This is a genomic window from Pseudomonas sp. lyk4-R2A-8, from assembly GCF_030209095.1.
Lineage (GTDB): Bacteria > Pseudomonadota > Gammaproteobacteria > Pseudomonadales > Pseudomonadaceae > Aquipseudomonas > Aquipseudomonas quebecensis.
In genome coordinates, this window is record NZ_JARVSS010000009.1 from 54,169 (window position 1) to 78,301 (window position 24,133).

Consider the following 24,133-nt stretch of genomic DNA (forward strand, 5'->3'; position numbering starts at 1 on the left):
CGATCATGCGCCTCGCGACCCTTTCCCTGCTGATGCTCCTCACCGGCCCGACCTGGGCAGGCACCATGGCGATTTCCGCCATGCCTGGCGGTGCAGTGATCTACAAGAAGGTCGAAAGCATTCGTGAGCGCCGCTTCGCCAACCTGGTGGAACAGAAAACCGATTTCAGCTGCGGTGCCGCGGCACTCGCCACCATCCTGCGCCAGGGTTATTGGCTGGACGTCGATGAAGACCACGTCATCAAGGGCATGCTGGTCAACGCCGACCAGAACCTGGTACGCACCCAGGGTTTTTCCATGCTCGACATGAAGCGCTACCTCGAAAGCATCGGCATGCGGGCGCGGGGCTACAAAATCTCGCCGGACACCCTGTTGACCGTGAAGATCCCGGTGGTCGTGCTGCTGGAGATCCGCGGCTACAAGCACTTCGTGGTGCTGCAGCGGGCCGACAAGGACTGGGTCTACATCGGCGATCCGGTGCTGGGGCATAAACGCTACGCCCATGACGACTTCGTCAAAGGCTGGAATGGCATCGTATTCGCCGTGCTGGGTGAGGGTTACGACAAGGCCAATGTGCTGCTCGACCCACCTGCGCCACTGACCGCCAGGAACCGTTTGAACGAGTTCCGGCCCGTGGGCGACGCTGAATTGATGGATTTCGGTTTTATCCAGAGCGACTTCTTTTAAAAGAAGCGCAATAAGGAGCCAGGACGCTCCAGGAGCAAGCGATGAACACGTCCCGCTGGCTGACGGCCTTGTGCCTGGCAGCCTCAATGCCTGCTTACGCTTCATCGGGGTTCAAGCCGATTGAACTGAAGGATTCGGAAATGGCCGACCTGCGAGGCCGCTACGTGATGCCGGGACGAATTATCAGTTTTGGCATTGTGATGAGCAGCACGTGGACCAATGCCGTGGGTGACAGCATCACCGGCAAGGCCAGCATGCAGGTCGACAAAACCACCCTTACCCCGCAGTTCTATGTGCAAACCACCGGCTCGACCGGCAGCGGCACCACCCCGTCCGCCGGCACCGGCAATGTGGTCGGCGGCGCCGGCCTGGGCAGTGGCCAGGGCGTGACGCAAAGCGTGCGGGTGGCCGGCGACGGCAACACCGCCAACAACAACGTCGGCATCACCGTCAGCCAGGACGGCTTCGCGCCAGCCAATCTGGTGCAGTCCGGGCAAGTGCTGGTGGCCGGCGGCACCGTGAGCGGTGACAGCGCGGCCGGCAAGGTGAGCGTGTCGGCCAACAACGGCGGCCTGCAAATGGCGATCCAGGCCAACCATAACCAGGGCAACAGCCTGCAGCAGATCGGCGGCGGCACGGTGCTGCAAGGCACGGTTTTGACCGGCAACACCAACTTCGTCAGCAACATGACCCAGCTCAACGTGGTGATGGGCAATAACGGGCTGAACAACCCTGCGTTGAACTGCAACCTGGACCAACTCAAGGGCCTACGCACCCTTGGTTATTGAACTACGCTGAGCCTCGACACTTACGCATTGGAAAAGGACGGCTTATTTCATGCATCGATCGTTATCGCTCCGCGCGGTAGTCTGTCTAAGTACGCTCTTACCCGCATCCGTGTTGTATGCCGCGCCGGATGCCGATATCGAAACCCTCAAACAGGAACTCCTGGAGCTCAAGCAACGTTACGAAGTGCAGCAAAAGGCCTTGGCCGTGCTCGAACAGCGCGTGCGTCAGGTCGAGGATCAACCGGCGACGCCGGCCCCCAAACGCCTGGCCAAATCCCCTGCCGACTTCCAGAAAGGCGGCACCAACGTGGCCGGCACCGGTACGGGTGCCGCGGCGGCTTCAGGCGGTGCGGGCGGAGGCAGTTCGTATGGGCAGTCCCTGAAGGACGATTCGGCGCCTGCGCAAAGCGTCAGCAACCTGTATAACGAAGCCAGCGGCTTTTTCGGCAATGGCAAGTTCAGCTTTGAAACCGGCGTCACCTACGCGCGCTACGACGCGCGCCAGTTGACCCTCAATGGCTTTCTGGCGCTGGACTCGATCTTCCTCGGCAATATCAACCTTGATCGGATCAAGTCGGACAACTGGACCCTGGACCTGACCGGGCGCTACAACGTCGACAACCGTTGGCAATTCGACGTGAACGTGCCGGTGGTGTACCGCGACTCGACGTACCAGTCGGCAGGCGCCGGCAATAACGGTACGGCGACATCCGAAGCGTCGGTGACCCGTGACCCGACCATCGGCGACGTGAATTTCGGCGTCGCCTACAAGTTCCTCGACGAAACCCCGACCCTGCCGGATGCGGTGGTGTCGTTGCGCGTCAAGGCGCCGACGGGCAAAGAACCGTTTGGCATCAAGCTCATCCAAACAGCCGGCAACGACAACCTGTTCGTGCCCGAAAGCCTGCCCACCGGCAACGGGGTGTGGTCGATCACACCGGGGATCTCCCTGGTCAAGACGTTCGACCCGGCCGTGCTGTTCGGCTCGCTGTCCTACACCCATAACTTCGAAGACTCGTTCGACGACATCAGCAGCGACGTCAACCAGAAGGTCGGCGGCAAAGTCAGCCTGGGCGACAGTTTCCAGGTCGGCATGGGCGTGGCGTTCGCGCTGAACGAGAAAATGAGTATGTCGTTCTCGGTGTCCGATCTGGTGCAGCGCAAAAGCCGGCTCAAGCCCAACGGCGGCGACTGGCAGTCGGTGGTGTCCAGCGATGCCAATGCCGGGTATTTCAACGTAGGCATGACGATTGCGGCGTCGGATAACCTGACGATCGTGCCGAACCTGGCGATCGGCATGACCGACGATGCGCCGGATTTCACCTTCAGCCTGAAATTCCCGTACTACTTCTAACCACAGCGTTCGGCACACAAGGAAAAGCCCCGCAACGATAAGGGTCGTTGCGGGGCTTTTCGGTTTACCCGCCCTAGCGGATCTGGTGTTTGTGCAGCAACCGGTAAAACGTGGGCCGGGACACACCGAGCACACGGGCAGCGACACTCAGGTTGTCGCTGTGACGGTTGAGCACATCGCACAACGCCTGGCGTTCGGCGCGGTGCTTGTAGTCTTCGAGTGTAGCCAAGGGTGGCGCGATTGCCTGCTCGCCCTGCAAACCCAGATCAACGGCTTCGATCTGCCGGCCTTCGGCGAGTACCAGCCCGCGACGTACCCGGTTGGCCAGCTCGCGCACGTTGCCCGGCCAAGGGTGCTGCCCCATTGCCGCCAAGGCGTCTTCGCTGAAACTGCGCGGGCGCCGCCCGGTTTCCTGGCTGTAGAAACGCGAAAAATGGTTGGCCAGCATCGCCACGTCACCGTGGCGCTCACGCAACGGCGCGGTTACCACCTGCAGCACATTGAGGCGGTAGTACAAGTCTTCGCGGAACGCACCCTTGGTCACGGCGGCCTCAAGATCGACGTGGGTCGCGGCCAGCACACGCACGTCCACCGGAATCGGCTGGTTGCCGCCGACGCGCTCGATATGCTTCTCCTGCAGAAAACGCAGCAGGTTGGCTTGCAGTTCCATCGGCAAGTCGCCGATTTCATCGAGGAACAATGTGCCGCCGTTGGCCGCCTCGATACGCCCGATCTTGCGCTGGTGGGCGCCGGTGAACGCGCCTTTTTCGTGGCCGAACAGTTCGGATTGAATCAGGTGTTCCGCAATCGCACCGCAGTTGATCGCCACGAACGGCCTGGCATGACGCTGAGACTGGCGATGCAGGGTCTTGGCCACTAACTCTTTGCCGGTGCCGCTGTCGCCACGTATCAATACGGGCGACTCGGTGGGCGCGAGTTTGGATAACAGTTTGCGCAGCTCACGAATGGGTCGGCTGTCTCCGAGCAGTTCATGCCCCTCATCCACCGGCATATGACCTTTACCGCGCAGGCGCGCCATACCGAACGCGCGCCCCAGGGTGACCTGTACGCGGGAGACGTCGAAGGGCAAGGTATGGAAGTCGAAAAACCACTCGCAGACAAAATCGCCGACGTTCTGCAAACGCAGTACATCCTGGCTGAGCACGGCAATCCATTCAGTGCCGCTGCGGCCGATCAGCTCCTTGACCGCTTCAGGACGCTTCAGGTGTTCAGGCTGCAAGCGCAGCAAGCCGACATCGCAGGAGCGATCACCTACCCCTTCCAGCGCACAGCTGTCCACCTCCCACCCCTCCGTGCGCAAACCAGGCAGCAGCCCATGACAGTCATCGCACGGGTCGACCACGAGCAAACGGCGTTGAACGGCAGGCACACCCATGACTGATCCTTGGCGTCAAAAATCGTTAAAGTTATTTAGAAACAACAGTTTGTAACGACTGCTGCTAACCCTAGCAAGATCTTGACGCGAGCCTTGTATCGTTTTGCTATAAGTCGGGGCAAAAAGCCATCTTTTGGCTTCGACAAACAAAAAGTTGAAACCGGCGCACACAATCAATGCGCTTTTAAAACAGCCGCTTACATGACCTCAATCACAGAAAGTTGAAAATTGTTGCTCTAGCATGTGACCCGCACCCCGCCATCGTGCATCAGTACAAGTAACTCGCCGCCTGGCTCGCCCAACCGACGGCACTACCTGATCGGGCATTTAGAGAGAGACCCCAATGAACGCCCCGCTCCGCATCAACGAAGCTCTTTTGATCGCAGACCGTGCCTTCCAGCCCTTTCAGTGCGTGGCCTGGCACGATGGCAACGGCGCCCTCAGCCTAAGCGTCGTCGACCGCACTAATACCCACATCGGCCGCAAGCAACTTTCGTCGAGTGCCTATACCGATCCTGCACAATTGGAAAACCTGCTGTTGCAGGCTCGTGCCGAGTTGGATAAAAACGGCTACCGCTTGCAATCCTGGGCAATGCCAAAGTAATAACAGACACCCACTTGCGAGCATTGCAAACAATGCTCGCAAGTTGCGCCGTTGAAACTAAGGCCGTGGGTGCGTTTGCAGGATAAATCGCTCGAATGCTTCTGCGGCGCCCTCTTGGCTATTGCTGCCGGTTACCACATTGGCCTGGCGCTTGACGGTTTCTTCCGCCTGCCCCATGGCAATCGACAAACCGGCGACGTGAAACATCGCCGGGTCATTCCCGCCGTCGCCAATTGCCGCCGTCTGCTCCAGCGGCACACCCAGGTGTTCGGCCAAGGTTTTCAAGGCCTCGCCCTTGTTCGCCAGCATGGCCGTCACGTCCAGATACACCGGCTGTGAGCGCGATACCTGGGCCAGCCCCTCGACCTTGGGATGCAATCGCGCTTCCAGCTCCACCAATAACTGCGTATTGAGGCTGGCGGCAACGATCTTGTCGACACGGTCCAGGTACGGCTCAAAGCTTTCCACGACCTGCGGGCCATAGCCCAGCCCAGCGGTTTCGCGCGGTTCCATCGGGCCCGGCTCGCCACGGCGCAGCCAATCGCCATCGGCAAACATCCACACTTCCACGTCCGGCTCGGCCGAAAACAACGCCAGGGCGATCAGCGCCGCCTCCGCCGGCAAATGGTGAGCCACCAGGATGCTGCCGTCCGGGTGCACCAAGGTGCCGCCATTGAAACCCGCCACCGGAACGTCGATACCGAACGTCTCGATCAGGTGCCGCATGGCTTTTGGCGGGCGCCCGCTGGCCAGGCTGAACAGTACGCCGGCCTCGCGCAGCGCACGCACCGCATCGACTGTACGCTGGCTGAGACGATGGTCGGGATGCAGCAACGTGCCATCCACGTCGCTGAGGATAAAACGGATGGGATGGATCGCGGCATCACTCATCCGAGTGTGTGCCAGGTGCGGCCATCACGGGCCAGCAGCGTGTCGGCCGCCGCCGGGCCATCTTCGCCGGCCTTGTAGGTCTGGATACCATCGTCTTCCTTCCATGCGTCGAGGAACGGCTGCACCGCGCGCCAGCCGTTCTCGATATTGTCGGCACGCTGGAACAAGGTCTGATCGCCCGTCATGCAGTCGTAGATCAGGGTTTCGTACCCGGTCGACGGCTGCATTTCGAAGAAGTCCTTGTAGGCAAAGCCCAGCTGAATATTGGCCATGTCCAGGGTCGGCCCGGGCTTTTTCGCCAACAGGTCGAACCACATGCCTTCATTGGGCTGGATCTGGATTTTCAGGTAGGTGGGCTTGACTTCGTCCACCTCGGTGTCGCGAAACTGTGCGTAGGGCGCCGGCTTGAAGCAGATCACGATTTCGGTATCGCGCACGCTCATGCGCTTGCCGGTGCGCAGGTAGAACGGCACGCCGACCCAGCGCCAGTTGTCGATCATGACCTTGAGCGCCACGAACGTCTCGGTGCTGCTGTCTGGTGCGACATTGGCCTCTTCGCGATACCCCGGCAATGCCTTGCCGCCGATTTCGCCGGCGGTGTACTGCCCGCGTACGGAGTTGGCGCGCGCGTCTTCCAGCGACCAGGGGCGCACGGCACCGATAACTTTGGCCTTTTCCCCGCGCACCGCGTCGGCACCGAACGCCGCCGGCGGTTCCATCGCCACCATCGCCAACAGCTGGAACAGGTGGTTGGGCACCATGTCGCGCAAGGTGCCGGTTTTTTCGAAGAAGTTGCCCCGTGTCTCCACGCCGACGGTTTCGGCGGCGGTGATTTGCACGTGATCGATGTAGTGGTTGTTCCAGAACGCCTCGAACAGCACGTTGGAGAAACGGCTGATCAGAATGTTCTGCACCGTCTCCTTGCCCAGGTAATGATCGATGCGATAAATCTGCTTCTCGCTCATGACCTTGAGCAGGCTGGCGTTCAACGCTTCTGCGGTGGCGAGGTCGGACCCGAAGGGTTTTTCGATCACCACGCGCCGGAAACTGTCGTCGGTTTCACTCAACAGCCCGGCGCTGCCCAGACGCTGCACCACTTCACTGAAGAAACGCGGCGCGGTAGCCAGGTAGAACACCGCGTTGCCGGTACCGCTCTCGGCGATTTTCCTGCCGATATCGGCGTAGGTACTGTCGTCGAGAAAGTCGCCCTCAACGTAGCTGATACCCTTGGCCAACTGCGCCCACAGCTGCGGGTCGAGGGCATTGTCGACATTGCCCTTGACCTTGCTCGCCGCCTCGGTGCGGATGAAGTCTTCGAGTTTCTTGGCGAAGTCCACATCGCTGATGGCGTTGTGATCAACGCCGACGATGCGCAAGCCGTCACCCAGCAGGCCATCGCGACTGAGGTTGTACAGCGCCGGCATGAGCAGACGCTTGACCAGGTCGCCATGGGCGCCAAACAGAAACAAGGTGGTGGGTGGAGCGGGTTCGGCCTTCAGTTTTTTGCCGTTAGCCGTCATTTTTTGGAAGTCTCCACGTGACCACCGAAGCCGAAGCGCATCGCCGACAGCATCTTGTCACCGTAGGTGCTCTGCTGGCGCGAGCGGAAACGGGCGAACAGCGAGGTGGACAGCACCGGCACCGGCACCGCCTGTTCCATGGCGGCCTCGATGGTCCAGCGGCCTTCGCCACTGTCGGCCACGGAGCCGGAATAACCGTCGAGTTTCGGGTCGGTGGCCAGTGCATCGGCGGTCAGGTCCAGCAGCCACGAAGACACCACGCTGCCACGGCGCCAGACTTCGGCGATATCGGCAACATTCAGGTCGAAGCGCTGGTCCTGCGGCAGGTTTTCCGAGTTCTTGGTCTTGAGAATGTCGAAGCCCTCGGCGAACGCCTGCATCATCCCGTATTCGATACCGTTATGGATCATCTTGACGAAATGCCCGGAGCCGGCCGGGCCTGCATGGATGTAGCCGTGCTCGGCACGCGGATCAGCGGCGGCGGAACGGTCCCTGGTGCGCGGGATATTGCCCAGGCCCGGCGCCAGGCTGGCGAAAATCGGGTCGAGGCGCTGCACGGTTTCGGTGTCGCCACCGATCATCATGCAATAACCGCGTTCCAGGCCCCAGACACCGCCGGACGTGCCCACGTCAACATAGTGCAGGCCTTTTTCCGACAGCGCCTTGGCGCGACGTACGTCATCCTTATAGTTGGTGTTGCCGCCGTCGATGATCACGTCACCGTCTTCCAGCAGCTCACTGAGTTCATTGATGGTGTTTTCGGTGGGGTCGCCTGCCGGCAACATCACCCAGACAGCACGCGGTTTCTGCAACCCGGCCACCAGGGCCTTCAGGTCGGCAACGCCGGTGGCGCCCTCTTCGCTCAAGCCTTTGACAAAGGCTTCGTTACGGTCGTAAACAACGGTGGTATGCCCATTGAGCATCAGGCGCCGTGCAATATTCCCGCCCATGCGGCCTAGTCCGATAATCCCCAGTTGCATGTGCTGATGCTCCTAACTGCTAAAAAATGTGTGACATAGTTTATAGCGCAATGAGGCTAATGAGGGTTAGTCCAGAGCGGATCCCTGTAGTTTCATGCTAAAAAAGATGCCATCGTTTCACCATCACCCCGGTAAAAGTCACACGACCACCAAAAATAAAAAAGTTCCATTGATGTGAAAAAGAATTCAGAATTGCTTCCGACTGATGCCGAGAACCTCGACTCAAGCGTTCTGGCACACCGCGACACACCGGCTATTTGCGAGGTAAGCAATGAGCACTGTACAGATGACCCGTCCTCCACAGACCCTCTACGTCACTATTCGTCGCGATGAATTGCGCCAGTTGCAGGACGAGCGCGAGCAGTTGCAGCAGGAAGTCATGCGCCTGCGCTCCCACATCATTCAAGCCCAACTGGATCAGCAAGCCGGCGCACAGCCCGCACTCTGCTGAGACCGGTCATTGCTTTGTAAGATAAAGGCTACAAAAATCTCACAAAGTTTTCACACGTCGTTCCCGATACTCCCGCCCCCAAAGGCCACCGGATACCGAAAGTGGCCTGCGTTGTGCGTGCAGCCCTGTGCGTCGACTGGAAAATTCTTGGGTTGGAGCGCCGGATGGCAATGTTCAAACGCAGCACAAAGTCTGCGAAAGGTTTCGATTGGGCCGGTCTTGGCTGGCTGTTTGTGTTTTTCTGGTACTTCTCGGGTATTACCCAACTGCTGATACAACTCAGCGGCACCTCCGGTTTCAGCGGTTTTCGTCAAGCCTTCTTCATGAGTGCACTGTGGCTCGCGCCCGTGCTGGTGTTTCCACGCCAGACCCGGGTAATGGCCGCCGTGATCGGCGTGGTGCTGTGGGCCTGCTCCATGGCCAGCCTGGGATATTTCTTTGTCTACCAGCAGGAATTTTCCCAGAGCGTCATCTTCATCATGTTCGAGTCGAACATCTCCGAAGCCGGTGAATACCTGACCCAATACTTCGCCTGGTGGATCGTGCTGGCCTTTATCGCCCACACCGCCGTGGCGATCTTCCTCTGGAGCCGGATTCGCCCGGTCTACCTGCCCCGTGCCCAGGCGCTGGTGGCGGCGACCGCGATCCTGGTGGCCGTTATCGGCTACCCGCTGGTCAAGCAGATCGCTCGCAGCGAGACGCTGGCAGAGGGCATCGACCGCTTCGAGACCCGTATCGAGCCCGCCGTGCCCTGGCAGATGATCGTCGCCTACCGCCGCTACACCGAGCAGTTGGACAACATGCAGGGCATGCTCCACAGCGCCAGCCAGATCCCGCCCCTGACCAACCTCAAGGATGCCGGCGCCGGCCAGCCTTCGACCCTGGTACTGGTGATCGGCGAATCGACCAACCGCCAGCGCATGAGCCTTTACGGCTACCCGCGCGCTACTACGCCGGAACTGGACAAACTGCGCGACCAATTGGCCGTATTCGACAACGTCATCACCCCCCGCCCCTACACCATTGAGGCGCTGCAGCAGGTGCTGACCTTCGCCGACGAAGAGAACCCCGACCTGTACCTCAAGACCCCGTCGATCGTCAGCGTGATGAAACAGGCGGGTTACAAGACCTATTGGATCACCAACCAGCAGACCATGACCAAGCGCAACACCATGCTGACGACCTTTTCCGAACAGGCCGACGAGCAGGTGTACCTCAACAACAATCGCAACCAGAACGCCCGCCAGTATGACGGTGACGTCCTGGCGCCGTTTTCCAAGGCGCTGGCCGATCCGGCCGAACGCAAGTTCATTGTGGTGCACCTCCTGGGCACGCACATGAGCTACCAGTACCGCTACCCGCCGAGCTTCGACAAGTTCACCGACCGCCAAGGCGTGCCCGCCGGCGTCAGCGATGACCAGTTGCCGACCTACAACAGCTACGACAATGCGGTGCTTTACAACGACTTCGTGGTGTCCAGCCTGATCAAGGACTACGCCAAGACCGACCCCAATGGCTTCCTGCTGTACCTGTCGGACCACGGCGAAGACGTGTTCGACTCGGCGGGCCACAGCACGTTGGGCCGTAACGAGGGCAAGCCCACCGCGCCGATGTACACCATTCCATTCATGGCCTACGCGTCGCCGAAATGGCGCGAAAGCCATATCTGGGATTTTGCCGGCGACCTGCAGCGGCCCTATAGCAGCTCACAGCTGATCCACACCTGGGCCGACCTGGCCGGGTTGAGCGCCAACGAACTGGACCGCAGCAAGAGCCTGGTGAGCGACAGCTTCACCCCGCGCCCACTGCTGATTGGCGACCCGTATCAGCGCCAGCAGAAGCCGTTGATCGACTTCAGCCTGATCAAGCCGAAAAAGCCGGTGGCCACGGATGTAGTGCTGCAGGAAAAGACAGCACCGTAACAAAAAGATAACAATCATTCTCGTTTAGACCTAAAGTTCGACAGCTCCTTTCGTCTTTGAGCAATGACCTTTTCCTACCGAAGAGGCCGCAAAGACGACAAGGAGACTGCCGCGATGATCGCGCCCCTCACCCGTTCCATGTCCCTCACGCTCGGCCTCTTCAGCGTAACGCTGAGCCCCGGGTCGTTCGCCGAAACCGATGACAGCCACGCGCCACTGCAGCTGACCGCCACCCGCATCAGCGCCGACGGCCTGGGCGCCACCACCGAGCACACCGGGGCGTACACCACGGGCTCCATGAGCACCGCCACGCGCTTGAACCTGTCCGTCAAGGAAACCCCACAGTCGATCTCGGTGATCACCCGCCAGCAGATGGACGACTTCAACCTCAATACCCTGACCGATGTGCTGCGCCAGACCACCGGGATCAACGTGCAGCACAACGACTCCGATCGCGTGTCGTATTCTTCCCGTGGCTACGGCATCAACAATTTCCAGATCGACGGGATGCTCAATACGTTCGGCTTCATGAAGTCCGACGCCGACACCATCATCTACGACCGTATCGAAGTGGTGCGCGGTGCGACGGGCCTGACCACCGGAGCCGGCGATCCTTCGGCCACCGTGAACATGGTGCGCAAGCGCCCTACAGCCGATTGGCAGGCGAAAACCGGCGTCAGCGGTGCCAGTCATGACAATTACTACAGTTACCTGGACGTCGGCGGCCCGCTGGCATTCGACGGCCGGCTGCGCGGGCGCACGGTGCTGGCCTACCGCGACAGTCAGTCGTTCCGGGACAATTATGCGCTGCAGCGCTCGGTCGGCTACGGCGTTCTGGAGGGTGACCTGTCGGACGATACCGTATTGGCCGTGGGGTTTGATTACCAGGACAAACAGGTGCAAGGCACCTCCTGGGGCACCGTGCCCTACTGGAACAGCCGGGGCGACAAGGCCAGGCTGCCGCGCTCGACCAACATGGCGGCGCATTGGAGCTCCTGGCCACTGACCGACAAAACCACTTTCGCGACCCTGGATCATCGCCTGGCGGGTGACTGGCACCTGAAGGCTGCCTACACCCACCGACAAAGCGACACGGATGGCAAGGTCTACTACGGCGGCGCCGGTTTTCCCAACGACGACCGCAGCGGCATGACCGCCTGGGCCAGCCATATGCGCGGCACCTCGAGAATGGAAGCCGTTGACCTCAATCTGGCCGGCAGTTATGCGCTGCTGGGGCGCGAACATGCGCTGATGATGGGCTACGGCGAGGCGGCGCAACGGGACGTTTCGCCATTTATGCGCAGCAGCCTGGACGCGAGTTACTACACCATCGACGATTGGAAATACATGGGTGGCATTCCCAAGTTCAGCGACACCGTCACCGACCTCAAGGGCGAACACAGCAGCAAGAAGCAAAAAGCCGGCTACCTGGCCACACGCCTGAGCCTCACCGACCGCCTGCACGCTGTGCTGGGCAGCCGCTACGGCAGTTGGGAGCTGGAAAGCGCGTTGCCGACCTACGATGCCAACGATCAGCTGACGGCCAACGACAAGACACGCCAGACCCACAACGATATGTGGACGCCCTACGCCGGGCTGCTCTATGACCTCACGCCGCAGTACACGGTGTACGCGAGCTACACCGATATCTTCAAGCCCCAGAGCCTGCGCGATGCCAACAAGAAGTACCTGGAACCGGTGGTGGGCAGTAACTATGAAGTCGGCCTCAAGGGCAGCCTGCTCAACGAGCGCGTGAACCTGGCGGCTGCGTATTTCTGGAGCACCCAGGATAACGTTGCCGAACGCGACTATTCGGTGGCACCGAACCCGGTCACCGGCGAGGAGTACTACACGTCCGGCGGCAAGGGCAACAAAGTCAACGGCTTCGAACTGGAGGTGGCCGGTGAAATCATGCCGGACTGGAACCTTACAGCCGGGTACACCTACACCCACTCGGTGAACGGCGCGAGCAAACGCAACAATACCGGGCAGCCGCTGAACCTGCTGAAGCTCTCCAGCGCCTACCGGTTACCCGGCGCGTGGCGTCAACTCACCGTCGGTGGAGCAGTGAATTGGCAAAGCGATTTCTATGATTTCGGCAACCGGCCAACGGGCGAACGCGATGCCGACGGAAAGCTGATCACCACCCGCGCCAAAATGACCCAGCAGGCTTACACAGTGGTCAACCTGATGTCGCGCTACCAGGTCGACGACCATCTTTCGGCTTCGCTGAATATCAACAATCTATTTGATAAAAAATATTACGAGCGTGTCGGCTTCTATAACGGTGTTTATTGGGGAGATCCGCGCGCGGTCACGCTGGCATTGGATTGGACGCTTTAAACCAGGAAGCCTAAGTTAAGGGAAGATTAACTTCCGGCCCGCTCTACGTTAATTCCCACTTAATAAGTTACCGGCATAGTCGCCCCATGAATCTGATCATGACATGACCGGATACCGATTACTGTTAATGGGAAAACCACGATGAAATGCTCCACCCTGATATTTGCCGGCCTGATGACGCTGACCTCCGCCGCCGCCTTCGCAGAAGGCGGCTCCGAGCGTTCCAAGGCGTTCTATGACAACTTCACCTTCATTCAGCAGCAGGCTCACGGCGCTACCCAACAAACCGCGTCCGCCGATGGCAAAGACTTCAAAAAAGCAACGGTGGAACAATCCACCACCGAGCAACAACCCAAGAGTTGATTTAATCCTTAGTTAATCCGCAACACGCTCTGCCATTACGCTCCTTTGGCAACAGTGAACTTTGGCGCCATGCATTGGCGCCTTTTTTTTGCCGGAATTTAATTAAGCGATTTATTCCAGAACAGCATGCGGCCATGGGCCGGGTCGAACATGCCTGCCTCAAAGCCGAACTTGCGGTAAGCCGATTGCGCCACGTCGTTACCTTCAAGAACTTCCAGGGTGATTTTGCAGCACCCGCGCTGCCTGGCGATTTCCTCGACCTTCTGCAGCATTTTCTGACTCAATCCCAGCCCTCGAAAACCCTCCATCACCACCACGTCATGGACATTGACCAACGGCCGGCATGCGAAGGTGGAAAAACCTTCAAAACAATTGACCAGCCCCGCAGGCTCACCGCCGACAAACGCCAGCACACTGAACGCATGCGGCCGTTTGGCCAGCTCCGCCGGCAGCTGCTCCAACAGATCGCGTGGCAGGCTGTGCCCGCCACCCATGGGGCCTTCGGCGTAATGGTTAAGTACCAGGGCAATCGCCTCGGCATGCACGGCGTTGGTATAGCTGGCTTGCAGCACCAGGATGTCAGGGGTGTCCATTTCCGTCCTCGATAGCAACAACTAGGGAATCAGCTCCCTTTGAGGGCACGATTGTAAGCATGGAGTCGGCGGGAGATGAAGGAGATTAACTACAAATACCTGCGTGAAAGCGCGAAGGCTTCATGGGCACAAAGCCGTCGATGGCGGGTCGTTACGGACGGGGCCTACGGATATCAGCCGAAACGCCGCAGCTGCATTTCCTGTAAACGGCTCAGGGTGCGACGGAAGGGAAACTCCAGGTAGCCCTCGGTATACAGGCGCTCCAGCGGTACTCGGGCCTCGAGGTACAACGGCACCTTGCGGTCATAACACTCGTCCACCAAGGCGATAAAGCGGCGCACGCTGTCGTCGTGCATCGACAAAGCAGGCAGTTCGCGGTCACCGGCCAGAACGCGCTGGGCCGCGTCCTCGGTACCACGGGCAATCCGTCCCGGCCGTCGTTGCGCACTCAACTCAGGCACCTCGCCGAGCAGAATCGCCTCGAAGCGATCGCACAACAGCATAAAATCCATCGCCGCCAAGGGTTGCTCGCACAGGTCGACATAGCGGCACCAGAGCACATGTTCGCTGGCCTGTACGGTGGCGATACTGCGATGCCCCACATCGAGCGGCCCGCGAGTCAGCGCCTGCCCTTCGGCCAATCGTTCGAATACCTCGGCGAGTACCTCGGGCTGGTTGACCCAATAGCGCTGCTGGGCAACGCCGGGGTGCAAACGGTGATCCTCACTGCCGTCCACCGCCACCACCTGCATATGCCGCTTGAGCGCCGCAATGCCCGGCAGCAGGCGTTCACGATTGAAGCCATCGGCATACAACTGATCGGGTGGCTGGTTGGAGGTGCAGACCATGACCACGCCCTGCTCAAACATGACCTGAAACAACCGGCCGAGGATTATCGCGTCGCCGATGTCACTGACGAACAACTCATCGAAGCACAGCACCCGCACTTCGTGGCTCAACTCCCGCGCCAATGCCTGCAGCGGATCCGGCGTACCGCTCAACTGGAACAAACGCTGGTGCACCCACCCCATGAAATGATGAAAGTGCTGGCGGCGCGCGGGTACGCGCAGGCTTTGATGGAACTGGTCCATCAACCAGGTTTTACCACGCCCCACCGGCCCCCACAGGTAAACGCCGCTGAGGGATGAGCGGCCCTGATGCAGAGCCTGATGACACGCTTGCAGGGCCTCGACCGCGCGGCGCTGAGCGATGTCGGTAACAAAACCCTGTTGGTGGATGGCGTGCTGGTAGGCCGCGAGCGGCGAGTCGAAAGTCATGCCCGCCAGTATGACCTACACGGAAATGTCCAGGCGTGAAATCTTACCCTGCTCGTTCAGGCGAAAGGTGTAGCGCAGCTCCAGCGGGCTGCCTGGGAAATTACCCGACACCACGTTGCGCACCAGTATCTTGCCGGTGCGATGTTGCACATTGAGCACCTCGCCCCTTGGCTGATAGCGGCGCGCCGTGTCTTGCATCCAGTGCGCAATGGCAGCCGTGCCGACAAGGTGCCCGCCGTCATCGAACACATTGGCATCTTCGGCAAACCATTGGGCAACGGTCGAGGTGTCGCGGGTATTGGCGGCCTCAAGATAGGCGGCGATGGCCGGGGCCAACTCGGGAATGGACATGGCACAACTCCTTTTGGTCAATTTTGCAGGCCATGTTAAGCCGTGGTTGTGTCAGTTTTTGTCAGGAGTGAACTGGCCGCTCTCATTACTTTCCATCTGCTTGCGCCAGGCCCGCAGCCAGTCGCTGCGACGCCCTGGATAGCGTTCGCCACGGGCCTCGGCGCTGGCCACGCGGTCAGTGCGAAAGGTGCGATAGGCGCCGCGCAGTTCACACCACGCGACAATCACCCGTACCTCATTCAGAAAGCCCAGGGCCAGTGGCCAGATCAGGCGGTGGCTTTGGGTTTGGCTGGCGTCCGCATAATCAATGTGCAACTTGGCCTGGCCGCGTATCGCTTCGCGAAACACATTCAACGGCACACGGTTTTCCGGATAGCCGAAACCCGGCGGTCCCGGCAGTACGGTCGGGTTGCGTAAGGCTTCCTGGGCGGCCGGGTCCAGCACATCGGCGATCTTCGCCAGTGCGTTGGCGGCGGCGCGGCTGAGCACGTCGTCGCCGCGCTGATCCACATAACGCAACCCCAATACGATCGCCTCGGTTTCCTCGGCATTGAGCATCAGTGGCGGGAGGAACAGGCCGCTGCGCAACACATACCCTACCCCGGCTTCGCCGAAGATGGGGGCACCCAGCGCGGTCAACTCAGCGATGTCGCGGTACAACGTGCGCTCGGACACCTCCAGCTGCGCAGCCAGCACGGCAGCCGTCACCGGGCGCTTTCGGCCACGCAGGGCCTGCAATAAGGTCAATAAACGAGTGGTGCGCGACACGTTGATGACTCAGGCGGGGAAGGAAGCCGCAGCTTAGCATTTACTCCTGACAGAACATGTCAGGAGCAAATGGCTGCGGTTTTTCTGGGTCGGTGGGTGTTTTTGATAGGGCTGCTTCGCAGCCCGGCGCGAAGCGGCAACGCACCCCGCCCTTACGCCAGACTCTTGCTGACCACCTCGAACACATCGCTGGACAGACCGCCGGACGCAAGGATGCGCTCCAGTTCGGCCTTCATCAGCGCCTGGCGCGCGCTGTCGTATTTACGCCAGCGAGTCAGTGGCGCCAGTTGGCGCGAGGCGATCTGCGGGTTAAAGCCGTTCAACTGGATCACCAGGTCCGCCAGGAAGCGATAACCCGAACCGTCCGCCGCGTGGAAGTTGATCAGGTTCTGCCCGGCAAAGGCGCCGATCAGCGCCCGCACCTTGTTCGGGTTCTTGAGAGTGAACGCCGGGTGTTCCATCAACGCTTTGACCCGGGCCAGCCCGCCTGGCTGGGTGCTGCCCGCCTGCACGCTGAACCACTGGTCCATGACCAGCGGGTTGTCTTTGAAGTTCTCGGCGAACACCGCCAGCGCCTGGGCTTTTTCCGCCTCGAACGGAGAATTGACCAGCACTGCCAGCGCTGTCAGGCGTTCGGTCATGTTGTCACACGCCTCGAACTGCTCCAGGGTGGCCGCCAGCACTTCGGATTTGCCACTGAGCATCAGGTAGGACAACGCGATGTTCTGCAAGGCGCGTCGTGCAAAGTGCTCGGCCGACGCCACATAAGGCGTTTGCCGCGACAGTTCGCGATTGGCCTGGTAACGCAGCCACAGGGTTTCGAACACATGATCGGCCAGTTGCTTGCGTGCAAATTCGCGGGCCGCGTGAATGGCGTCCACATCGGCCACTTCACTGATTTCCGTGAGGTAGGCTTCGCTGGGCAACGAGAGCATTTCTGCGACCATGGCCTGGTCCAGGGTTTCGTCCATCAGCACCGTGCGCAGCGCGTCGATCAGACGCTGATCCAACTGCAGCGGCTGACCGGCCTGATGCTGCCCGATCAGTTCCTGCAATACCTGCACCGAGAGTTGCTGGCCGGCATCCCAACGGTTGAAGCCGTCGCTGTCGTGCTGCATCAGGAACATCAGCTGATCGCGGCTGTAGGGGAAGCTCAGCTTCACCGGTGCCGAGAAACCACGCAGCAGCGACGGCAATGGCTGCTCGGCGATATCGACGAAGGTGAAGGTCTGTTCGGCCTGCGTCACCGACAGCACGCGAGAGGTGCCGGCGGCGGCCTCACCTGCCAGGCGCAGCGGGAGATCGGCGCCGTTACCGTCCAGCAGGCCCAACGCCACCGGGATCACGAATGGCAGCTTTTCCATCTTGTCCGGAGTGGGTGGGCAGCTCTGGCGGAAGGTCAGGCTGTAGGTTTTGGCGGCGGCATCGTAGGACTCACTCACCGCCAGACGCGGCGTGCCGGCCTGGCTGTACCAGCGCTTGAACTGGCTGAGGTCCACGTTATTGGCGTCTTCCATGGCCTTGATGAAATCGTCGCAGGTCACGGCCTGGCCGTCATGACGTTCGAAGTACAGGTCGCTGCCCTTACGGAAACCTTCGGCGCCGAGCAAGGTGTGGATCATGCCGACCACTTCCGAGCCCTTTTCGTACACGGTCAAGGTGTAGAAGTTGGAGATCTCGATAAAGCTGTCCGGGCGCACCGCGTGAGCCATGGGGCCGGCGTCTTCGGCGAACTGATGGGTACGCAGGTAGGCCACGTCCTGGATACGCTTGACCGTCGCCGAGTTCATATCGGCGGAAAAGCCCGAGTCACGGAACACGGTAAAGCCTTCCTTGAGCGACAGCTGGAACCAGTCGCGGCAGGTCACGCGGTTGCCCGACCAGTTGTGAAAGTATTCGTGGGCGACAATCGCCTCGACCCGCTGGTGCGCGGCGTCGGTGGCGGTTTCGGCGCGGGCCAGCACGGCGCTGGAATTGAAGATATTGAGGCCTTTGTTCTCCATGGCGCCCATGTTGAAATCGTTGACCGCCACGATCATGAAGATGTCGAGGTCGTACTCGCGGCCGTAGGTTTCTTCGTCCCAGCGCATGGATTTTTTCAGGCTGGTCATGGCGTGTTGGCACTTGTCGATGTTTTCCGGCTCGACGTAGATGCGCAGCGCCACTTCCCGCCCGGTCATGGTGGTGAAGCTGTCTTCGACGCACCACAGGTCACCGGCCACCAGGGCGAAAAGGTACGCGGGCTTCTTGAACGGGTCTTCCCAGGTCGCCCAGTGGCGGCCGTCTTCACCAGGGCCGCTGGCGATCGGGTTGCCGTTGGAGAGCAGCACCGGGTAGCTGTGCTGCTCAGCGATGACCGTGGTGGTGAACCTGCTCATCACATCCGGGCGGTCAAGGTAGTAGGTGATCTTGCGAAAGCCCTCGGCTTCGCACTGGGTGCAGAACATACCGCCGGATTTGTACAGGCCTTCCAGCGCGGTGTTGGTTTCCGGGTGGATGCGCACGCTGGTGTCGACGGTGAACGTTTCACGGGTCGGCTGCAGGGTCAAGTGGCTGTCCGTCAGCTGATAGTCGGCCTCGGTCAGTTCCTTGTCACCCAGATTGACGCTCAGCAGCTCCAGTTGCTGGCCATCCAGCACCAGCGGCGGCAGGCCGGCGCCACGCTCGGGGTTGCGGCGCATCACCAGCTGCGCGTGGACCAGACTGTGGTCCTCGAACAACTCGAAGGTCAGGTGCGTCTCGTCGATCAGGTAGTCCGGCGCCTGATAGTCCTTCAGGTAAATCATCTTCGGTTGTTCGGTGCGCATGGTGGGCATCCTTCTACTGATGCACGGCGAGCTGGTAGGCCGTGTACTTGCGAATATTGATAACGCCGGTGTCGAAGATCAGGTATTGGCCTTTAATCCCCAACAGCGTGCCTTCGGCAATCGGGTTCTTGTCCAGGTTGAAGCTGACGATCTTGGCCGGGTACTGCTCGACCGGATAGCGAATTTCGATCGGTTCGACGTCGGCAATGGTTTGGATGGCCTGCAGGCCAAAGCGTTCCTGCAAACCCAGCAGGCCCTCGGCGCAGGTGGCGAATAGATCGTCACGCACTTGCTTGAGGTTCACGCTGGCGGCGTCGCCCTTGAGCAATGCCCGCCAATTGGTCTTATCGGCCACCTGACTGCGAAACAAGTCTTCGACAAAACCGGACTGCTGGCGCGTGGCCACGCGCATGATCGGTAACGCTTGGCTGGCGCCCTGATCCAGCCAACGCGTCGGCAACTGGGTGGCGCGAGTGATGCCGACCTTGATCCCGGAGGAATTGGCCAGGTACACCACGTGGTCGGTCATGCAGAACTGCTCGCCCCAGCCCGGATCGCGGCAGGTGCCGGCGTCGTAATGGCAGCGCTCGGGGCTCATGATGCACAGGTCGCACTGGGCCAGTTTGGTCATGCACGGGTAGCAATAGCCCTGGCTGAAACTGGTCTTGGTCCTGCGTCCGCAATGGCTGCAATGAATGGCACCGAGGTATTCCAGGCGCACGTGGGTGCCGATCAACGGGTTGACCGGCACCTCGGTATCGCCCAAGCGAAACGCATATTGAACGGTCGGTTCACCGAGTTTCGCCGACATTTTACTGACTGCACCGCGCCCAATTTCAATCAATGGATCGCGTCCGACTTGAACAGGATGTTCGGCACGGTGGTGGACTTCGACTGGCATTCCTGCGGCCCCATGTAACCGGTGCGCTGGTCTTCCGGCAGGTTCTGGATTTCCCAGGCGATCATCGCCTGCAACGACAGCTCGCGCTGCTCGGCGGTGAGCTTGCGGCCGTCGGACCACTTGCCGATCTCCACGGCGAGCTTGAGGCTCTGGTAGATGTCCGGGGTGATGTTTTCGATCATTTCAGCAAAAGAGGACATGAAGGCTCTTCCTTTAATTAAGAGGCGTTTTACGGCGGCTGTAGAGCCCGCCCAGCAAGCCGGTAAAGCAGCCGACCACAAGCCCGCCCACATGGGCCGCGTTGGCGATTTCACCGAAGCCGATCATCGATACCAGCCCCGACAGGCACAGCACCAGCCATATCAGCATCATCGCCAGCACCCCACGGGGCAGACGATAGGTCGGGTTGGGCGACAACAGCTGATAGATCCAGCAATGCCCCAGCAGGCCATACAACACGCCGGACAACCCGCCAAACAGGCCGGGCCCGCCGTAGTCGTATTGCGCGTAGTTGGAGACCAGGCTGAATAACAGGGTCAGGCCGAGCAGGTTGATACTGCCCTGGCGCGCTTCGATGCGCCGACCGAGTTCCCAGTACCACATGCCGTTCATGGCCAGGTGCAGGATGCCGAAGTGCAGCAGCATCGGCGTGACCAGCCGCCACCACTGCCCCGACGCCAGGCTGTCGGCGAGCGGGGTGAACTGGATATATTCGCCCAGCACCCGAAATGGCAGGAAGCTCAGCCAGCTCATCGCCTGCAGGTTGTCGCCCAGCAGGGTCAACGCCCCCACCACCAGGCTGGCCAGCAGCACCAGCGCGGTCACCGGACTGCGTCGCACTTGCTGGGCAAAGCCAGGGCGCGCCACGGGCGCCTGCTCCGGAATGTCCAATTGCCGGTCCGGGTCGCCCGCCGGGAAACGTTGATACAACACGCGCACATCGTCGCTGATGCTTTCCGGCACCCACAAGACCTGTTCGCCGGCCTCTTCGCTGACGCGATGGGGCACCTGCATGCGTTGCAGCAGCTTGACGAAACCGCCGAGGTCGACGCTCAGGGGCAAGCGCAATACCGCCACGCTGCTCATTTCATCACCTGCGGCCGCTCAACATCGACCCATACGAACTTGCTCGGATCCAGGCGTGTTTCCTGGTCCAGTCGATAGGCCACCAACTTGCCGTACAGCACTGCGCTGTAGTCCAGGCAGGCCAGGTTGGGGCGAATCGGCGCCGGCTTGCCGCTGCGCCAGTAGTGGCCGACAAACAGCAACGGCTCGTCGACGCCATAGCGCAGCAGGGAATTTTTTTCATGGGGCGACAACGGCGTGCGCGCCACCGGCTCGGGCAGCGCGTCGGGCTGGAACACGATGTCGCCGTAGGTCTTGGGATCGTCTTCCCAGAACTTGGTGCGAAAGAACGAACGCGTCAGGCCGTCGCCGCCGGTCAGCGTCAGACCGCCGGGCAGGCGCATATCGGTGCCGCGCAGCAGGCGGTCGAAGGCATTGCAGGCAAAGCTGCCGGGGACGGCGGCGGCCTGCAGGAAGTGCGGATCGATGCAGCCATCCGGGAACGTGGCACGCAAAGGTTCGATGAAACTCTGATCCCAGCAGGCATGCACCACGCGAAAACGCCCGGCATCGACGAACAACGGCATGTCGTAGAACCAGCCCAGGAAGTCCTGCCAGTCGGCCGGATGCTGCTCGAACTGGGTCAGGGTTTCCTGGATCAGCCGCGCGTGCCGTGGGGTGTGCTCGCGCACGAACTGCTTGCCACTGCCCGGCGGCGCCGGCGTGGTCCAGCCCAGGGCGTTGAACTCGTGGTTGCCCATGATGCACAGCGCCTGGCCGGCCTCGGCCATGTCGTGGACGATATGCAACGCTTCGCGGATGCGTGGGCCACGGTCGATGATATCGCCGAGGAATACCGCCATGCGCGACGGATGTCGCCAGGTGCCGGCCTGCTTGTGGTACCCCAACTGGTCGAGCAAGTGCTCAAGGGTATGAGCGCATCCGTGCACGTCTCCAATCAGGTCGTAGCTACGCGCGGGATCGAGCATCAGTCGCCTCCACCCCCCAAGCGGCTGCCCCAGCCCAACTTGGTACGGCACACTTCGTAGTAGTTGTGATCCAGCGGGTGGATCAGGCGCAACTTCTGTGCCTTTTTGCTCACGGTGATGGTGTCACCGGGGGCGCAGGTGAAATGGTTCTGCCCGTCGCAGGAGACTTGCGGGTAGATCTGCATGTCTTTGGACACCACGATTTTCAGCTCACTGTTGCCATCGACCACAATCGGTCGGCTGGACAACATATGGGGATACATCGGCACGATCACAATGGCATCGAGCTTGGGGTGCATGATCGGGCCGCCGGCGGACAGTGCATAGGCAGTGGAGCCGGTGGGCGTGGCGACAATCAGGCCATCGGCCTTCTGGCTGCACACGAACTGACCATCGATATACAGCTCGAACTCGATCATGCGCGTGGATTTACCAGGATGCAGCACCACATCATTCAGCGCGTCGCCCTGGCCGATGGCTTCCCCGTGGCGACGCACTTCGGCTTGCAGCAGGAAGCGGTTTTCCACCAGGTAGTGGCCGTCGAGTACCTTGGCCACTTCGACTTCCAGCTCATCGGGGCGGATATCGGTGAGAAACCCCAGGCTGCCCCGGTTGATCCCCAGCACCGGCACGTTATGTCGCGCCAGCGCCCGGGCCGCGCCGAGCAGGCTGCCGTCGCCGCCGACCACGATCACCATGTCACAGACTTCGCCGAGCATCTTGCGTGACGAAGTCTGCAGGCCGTGGCCGGGAAGGATTTCGGCGATGGTGTCTTCGAGGATCACATGCAGGTGGCGCTCGAGCAGAAACTTCTTAAGCCGGCGGACGGTGTCCAGCACCTGGGTACTGCCCAGGCGACCGATAATGCCGATATTGCGAAATTGCTCCATGGGGCTCCTGCGGGCGTTGGGGTGTGGCAAAAAAGAAACGATTATGGGCGAAAGGTCGCGCCAGGCAAAATCCTTTGTCGCCACGAAGCCTTGATGACAACGGTTCTCAGCCCCCTTCAACGCAGTGAAAAGGCTATGCTCGGACCATGACTGTGTTCCCCGATCTGCTCAACCTGCCCCGCCTGCTGCGCCACCCCGAGGTGCGCGACCTGGCGTGGGTGATCCTCGCCCCGCCGATGCTGGCGCGCGCGCCCTGGCCGCAGCGCCACCCGCTGGCGGGCAGTGACTGGGTGCAAGCGCCGGATCGGCTCGAACACTGGCTGCACAGCCTCGACCAGGACAGCGGCGCCCTGCGGCACTGGTTGAGCCTGTCACGCACCCGACGCCTGGGGCTGTACTACGAGCGTTTGTGGCAATTCGCCGTGCAGCATGCGCCGGGCGTGGAACTGCTGGCCGCCAACCTGCCGATCCGCCGCGCCGGGCATACCCTCGGCGAGCTGGACATGCTGCTGCGCGACCGCGACGGCGTGCATCACTTGGAACTGGCGATCAAACTCTACCTCGGCCCGCAGGATGGCAACGGCCAGGACAGTGCGCAGTGGCTGGGCCCCGGCTGTCACGACCGGCTGGACCGCAAACTGGCGCACCTGGCCCAGCACCAACTGCCGATTTCGGCACGCCCGGAAAGCCGTGAAGCCTTGGCGGCGCTGGGTATTCAGGCGTTCGATGCGCATTTGTGGCTGGGCGGGTATTTGCTCTATCCCTGGCCCGGCCTGGCCGAACCACCGGCTGGCGCTCACCCTCAGCACCTGCGCGGGCGTTGGTTGCATCAGCGCGATTGGCGGGATTTTGTCGCGGTCAGCGCGCCCGGACGCTGGCAACCCCTGCCCCGCCATGCTTGGCTGGCGCCGGCGCACTACCCGGCGGACGAGGTGTGGAGCGAGGAACAGATGCAGGCCTGGCTGGCCGACCTTGATCCGATGGCGCCCGCGCAGCTGCTGGTGCGCATGGTGCAGAACGGTGAAGGTTGGGAGGAAGCCGAGCGCTTGTTTCTGGTGGCGGACCTTTGGCCGAATGTGCCGGGGGCTGGTTGATGGAGGGGGTGGTGTAGGTGAGTGCCTCATCGGGGGCAAGCCCCCTCCCACATTTGACCGAGTACACCCTTTGGAATGCTGTCGAGTGTGGGAGGGGGCT

The 24,133-nt window shown here is 61.0% G+C and carries 23 protein-coding genes; 9 read left to right on the plus strand and 14 right to left on the minus strand.

Features of this window, described 5'->3' with window-relative positions; genetic code table 11:
• The first annotated feature begins 5 nt into the window (after window positions 1-5).
• The 3 genes from fapD to fapF are packed head-to-tail and all read left to right on the plus strand — an operon-like array spanning window position 6 to window position 2,828.
• Window positions 6-686, plus strand: a complete 681-nt coding sequence (fapD, locus tag QRN10_RS09890) for a fibril amyloid maturation endopeptidase FapD (RefSeq protein WP_181077256.1) — start codon at window positions 6-8, stop codon at window positions 684-686.
• A 41-nt stretch (window positions 687-727) separates the two neighbouring features.
• Window positions 728-1,474, plus strand: coding sequence for a fibril amyloid subunit FapE (gene fapE / locus QRN10_RS09895; RefSeq protein WP_285428311.1), 747 nt, complete (start codon window positions 728-730; stop codon window positions 1,472-1,474).
• Between the two features lie 49 nt (window positions 1,475-1,523).
• Window positions 1,524-2,828 carry a fibril amyloid transporter FapF gene (gene fapF / locus QRN10_RS09900; RefSeq protein ID WP_253506990.1) on the plus strand — a complete coding sequence of 435 codons (1,305 nt, stop codon included), beginning with the start codon at window positions 1,524-1,526 and terminating at the stop codon, window positions 2,826-2,828.
• Between the two features lie 73 nt (window positions 2,829-2,901).
• Here the strand turns inward: fapF and QRN10_RS09905 are convergent, their stop codons facing one another.
• Window positions 2,902-4,224 (minus strand): sigma-54 dependent transcriptional regulator, encoded by a 1,323-nt coding sequence (locus QRN10_RS09905; RefSeq protein ID WP_285428312.1) that lies wholly within the window; start codon window positions 4,222-4,224, stop codon window positions 2,902-2,904.
• 343 nt (window positions 4,225-4,567) lie between these two features.
• Between QRN10_RS09905 and QRN10_RS09910 the strand changes: the two genes are divergently transcribed.
• Window positions 4,568-4,828, plus strand: a complete 261-nt coding sequence (locus QRN10_RS09910) for a hypothetical protein (RefSeq protein ID WP_253506986.1) — start codon at window positions 4,568-4,570, stop codon at window positions 4,826-4,828.
• Window positions 4,829-4,885: 57 nt separating this feature from the next.
• Here QRN10_RS09910 and QRN10_RS09915 read toward each other — a convergent pair whose 3' ends face one another.
• Genes QRN10_RS09915 through gnd form a run of 3 tightly spaced genes read right to left on the minus strand, consistent with a single transcriptional unit; the run spans window position 4,886 to window position 8,219 of the window.
• Entirely contained in the window at window positions 4,886-5,719 is an 834-nt protein-coding gene (locus tag QRN10_RS09915) for an HAD family hydrolase (protein ID WP_181077246.1), read from the minus strand.
• Window positions 5,716-7,239, minus strand: a complete 1,524-nt coding sequence (zwf, locus tag QRN10_RS09920) for a glucose-6-phosphate dehydrogenase (protein ID WP_285428313.1) — start codon at window positions 7,237-7,239, stop codon at window positions 5,716-5,718. The genes QRN10_RS09915 and zwf overlap by 4 nt, the downstream gene beginning before the upstream one ends.
• Window positions 7,236-8,219 (minus strand): phosphogluconate dehydrogenase (NAD(+)-dependent, decarboxylating), encoded by a 984-nt coding sequence (gene gnd, locus QRN10_RS09925; RefSeq protein ID WP_181077242.1) that lies wholly within the window; start codon window positions 8,217-8,219, stop codon window positions 7,236-7,238. Before gnd ends, zwf begins: the two co-directional genes overlap by 4 nt.
• A 271-nt stretch (window positions 8,220-8,490) precedes the next feature.
• Between gnd and QRN10_RS09930 the strand changes: the two genes are divergently transcribed.
• The 4 genes from QRN10_RS09930 to QRN10_RS09945 all read left to right on the plus strand — a co-directional run bounded on the left by QRN10_RS09930 (window position 8,491) and on the right by QRN10_RS09945 (window position 13,298).
• Window positions 8,491-8,670, plus strand: coding sequence for a DUF6026 family protein (locus QRN10_RS09930; protein WP_258197640.1), 180 nt, complete (start codon window positions 8,491-8,493; stop codon window positions 8,668-8,670).
• A 164-nt stretch (window positions 8,671-8,834) separates the two neighbouring features.
• On the plus strand, window positions 8,835-10,592 hold the full coding sequence (locus QRN10_RS09935; protein WP_285428315.1) for a phosphoethanolamine transferase CptA: 1,758 nt from the start codon (window positions 8,835-8,837) through the stop codon (window positions 10,590-10,592).
• Window positions 10,593-10,706: 114 nt separating this feature from the next.
• Window positions 10,707-12,935 (plus strand): TonB-dependent siderophore receptor, encoded by a 2,229-nt coding sequence (locus QRN10_RS09940; protein WP_266249022.1) that lies wholly within the window; start codon window positions 10,707-10,709, stop codon window positions 12,933-12,935.
• Window positions 12,936-13,076: 141 nt separating this feature from the next.
• The gene (locus QRN10_RS09945) at window positions 13,077-13,298 is read left to right on the plus strand and encodes a hypothetical protein (protein WP_181077237.1); all 222 of its coding nucleotides are present in this window, start codon (window positions 13,077-13,079) and stop codon (window positions 13,296-13,298) included.
• A 98-nt stretch (window positions 13,299-13,396) separates the two neighbouring features.
• Here QRN10_RS09945 and QRN10_RS09950 read toward each other — a convergent pair whose 3' ends face one another.
• From QRN10_RS09950 to QRN10_RS09995, 10 genes are all read right to left on the minus strand, one after another.
• Complete coding sequence (locus tag QRN10_RS09950) at window positions 13,397-13,891, minus strand: GNAT family N-acetyltransferase (RefSeq protein ID WP_266249020.1); 495 nt, start codon at window positions 13,889-13,891, stop codon at window positions 13,397-13,399.
• A 173-nt stretch (window positions 13,892-14,064) separates the two neighbouring features.
• On the minus strand, window positions 14,065-15,168 hold the full coding sequence (gene zapE, locus QRN10_RS09955; protein WP_285428316.1) for a cell division protein ZapE: 1,104 nt from the start codon (window positions 15,166-15,168) through the stop codon (window positions 14,065-14,067).
• Window positions 15,169-15,183: 15 nt separating this feature from the next.
• Entirely contained in the window at window positions 15,184-15,519 is a 336-nt protein-coding gene (locus QRN10_RS09960; protein WP_285428317.1) for a nuclear transport factor 2 family protein, read from the minus strand.
• Between the two features lie 51 nt (window positions 15,520-15,570).
• On the minus strand, window positions 15,571-16,287 hold the full coding sequence (locus QRN10_RS09965; RefSeq protein ID WP_181077233.1) for a helix-turn-helix transcriptional regulator: 717 nt from the start codon (window positions 16,285-16,287) through the stop codon (window positions 15,571-15,573).
• Window positions 16,288-16,439: 152 nt separating this feature from the next.
• Window positions 16,440-19,094, minus strand: coding sequence for an aminopeptidase N (gene pepN / locus QRN10_RS09970; protein ID WP_285428318.1), 2,655 nt, complete (start codon window positions 19,092-19,094; stop codon window positions 16,440-16,442).
• Window positions 19,095-19,107: 13 nt separating this feature from the next.
• Complete coding sequence (locus QRN10_RS09975) at window positions 19,108-19,938, minus strand: DUF2797 domain-containing protein (RefSeq protein WP_181077353.1); 831 nt, start codon at window positions 19,936-19,938, stop codon at window positions 19,108-19,110.
• On the minus strand, window positions 19,935-20,195 hold the full coding sequence (locus QRN10_RS09980) for a YeaC family protein (protein ID WP_034097057.1): 261 nt from the start codon (window positions 20,193-20,195) through the stop codon (window positions 19,935-19,937). The genes QRN10_RS09975 and QRN10_RS09980 overlap by 4 nt, the downstream gene beginning before the upstream one ends.
• A gap of 13 nt (window positions 20,196-20,208) precedes the next feature.
• Window positions 20,209-21,081 (minus strand): rhomboid family intramembrane serine protease, encoded by an 873-nt coding sequence (locus tag QRN10_RS09985; RefSeq protein WP_285428319.1) that lies wholly within the window; start codon window positions 21,079-21,081, stop codon window positions 20,209-20,211.
• Window positions 21,078-22,052: a metallophosphoesterase gene (locus QRN10_RS09990; protein WP_409567511.1), complete on the minus strand. Its 975-nt coding sequence runs from the start codon at window positions 22,050-22,052 to the stop codon at window positions 21,078-21,080. The genes QRN10_RS09985 and QRN10_RS09990 overlap by 4 nt, the downstream gene beginning before the upstream one ends.
• Window positions 22,049-22,939, minus strand: a complete 891-nt coding sequence (locus QRN10_RS09995; protein WP_003217892.1) for an NAD(+) kinase — start codon at window positions 22,937-22,939, stop codon at window positions 22,049-22,051. Before QRN10_RS09995 ends, QRN10_RS09990 begins: the two co-directional genes overlap by 4 nt.
• A gap of 146 nt (window positions 22,940-23,085) precedes the next feature.
• Between QRN10_RS09995 and QRN10_RS10000 the strand changes: the two genes are divergently transcribed.
• Window positions 23,086-24,033: a DUF1853 family protein gene (locus QRN10_RS10000; protein WP_266249015.1), complete on the plus strand. Its 948-nt coding sequence runs from the start codon at window positions 23,086-23,088 to the stop codon at window positions 24,031-24,033.
• Window positions 24,034-24,133 lie beyond the last annotated feature (100 nt).

What these genes read in the sequence shown, in the direction of transcription:
- fapD (WP_181077256.1), top strand. Translation starts at nt 6, where the DNA reads ATGCGCCTCGCGACCCTTTCCCTGCTGATGCTCCTCACCGGCCCGACC.
- fapE (WP_285428311.1), top strand. Translation starts at nt 728, where the DNA reads ATGAACACGTCCCGCTGGCTGACGGCCTTGTGCCTGGCAGCCTCAATG.
- fapF (WP_253506990.1), top strand. Translation starts at nt 1,524, where the DNA reads ATGCATCGATCGTTATCGCTCCGCGCGGTAGTCTGTCTAAGTACGCTC.
- QRN10_RS09905 (WP_285428312.1), bottom strand. Translation starts at nt 4,224, where the DNA reads ATGGGTGTGCCTGCCGTTCAACGCCGTTTGCTCGTGGTCGACCCGTGC.
- QRN10_RS09910 (WP_253506986.1), top strand. Translation starts at nt 4,568, where the DNA reads ATGAACGCCCCGCTCCGCATCAACGAAGCTCTTTTGATCGCAGACCGT.
- QRN10_RS09915 (WP_181077246.1), bottom strand. Translation starts at nt 5,719, where the DNA reads ATGAGTGATGCCGCGATCCATCCCATCCGTTTTATCCTCAGCGACGTG.
- zwf (WP_285428313.1), bottom strand. Translation starts at nt 7,239, where the DNA reads ATGACGGCTAACGGCAAAAAACTGAAGGCCGAACCCGCTCCACCCACC.
- gnd (WP_181077242.1), bottom strand. Translation starts at nt 8,219, where the DNA reads ATGCAACTGGGGATTATCGGACTAGGCCGCATGGGCGGGAATATTGCA.
- QRN10_RS09930 (WP_258197640.1), top strand. Translation starts at nt 8,491, where the DNA reads ATGAGCACTGTACAGATGACCCGTCCTCCACAGACCCTCTACGTCACT.
- QRN10_RS09935 (WP_285428315.1), top strand. Translation starts at nt 8,835, where the DNA reads ATGGCAATGTTCAAACGCAGCACAAAGTCTGCGAAAGGTTTCGATTGG.
- QRN10_RS09940 (WP_266249022.1), top strand. Translation starts at nt 10,707, where the DNA reads ATGATCGCGCCCCTCACCCGTTCCATGTCCCTCACGCTCGGCCTCTTC.
- QRN10_RS09945 (WP_181077237.1), top strand. Translation starts at nt 13,077, where the DNA reads ATGAAATGCTCCACCCTGATATTTGCCGGCCTGATGACGCTGACCTCC.
- QRN10_RS09950 (WP_266249020.1), bottom strand. Translation starts at nt 13,891, where the DNA reads ATGGACACCCCTGACATCCTGGTGCTGCAAGCCAGCTATACCAACGCC.
- zapE (WP_285428316.1), bottom strand. Translation starts at nt 15,168, where the DNA reads ATGACTTTCGACTCGCCGCTCGCGGCCTACCAGCACGCCATCCACCAA.
- QRN10_RS09960 (WP_285428317.1), bottom strand. Translation starts at nt 15,519, where the DNA reads ATGTCCATTCCCGAGTTGGCCCCGGCCATCGCCGCCTATCTTGAGGCC.
- pepN (WP_285428318.1), bottom strand. Translation starts at nt 19,094, where the DNA reads ATGCGCACCGAACAACCGAAGATGATTTACCTGAAGGACTATCAGGCG.
- QRN10_RS09980 (WP_034097057.1), bottom strand. Translation starts at nt 20,195, where the DNA reads ATGTCCTCTTTTGCTGAAATGATCGAAAACATCACCCCGGACATCTAC.
- QRN10_RS09985 (WP_285428319.1), bottom strand. Translation starts at nt 21,081, where the DNA reads ATGAGCAGCGTGGCGGTATTGCGCTTGCCCCTGAGCGTCGACCTCGGC.
- QRN10_RS09995 (WP_003217892.1), bottom strand. Translation starts at nt 22,939, where the DNA reads ATGGAGCAATTTCGCAATATCGGCATTATCGGTCGCCTGGGCAGTACC.
- QRN10_RS10000 (WP_266249015.1), top strand. Translation starts at nt 23,086, where the DNA reads ATGACTGTGTTCCCCGATCTGCTCAACCTGCCCCGCCTGCTGCGCCAC.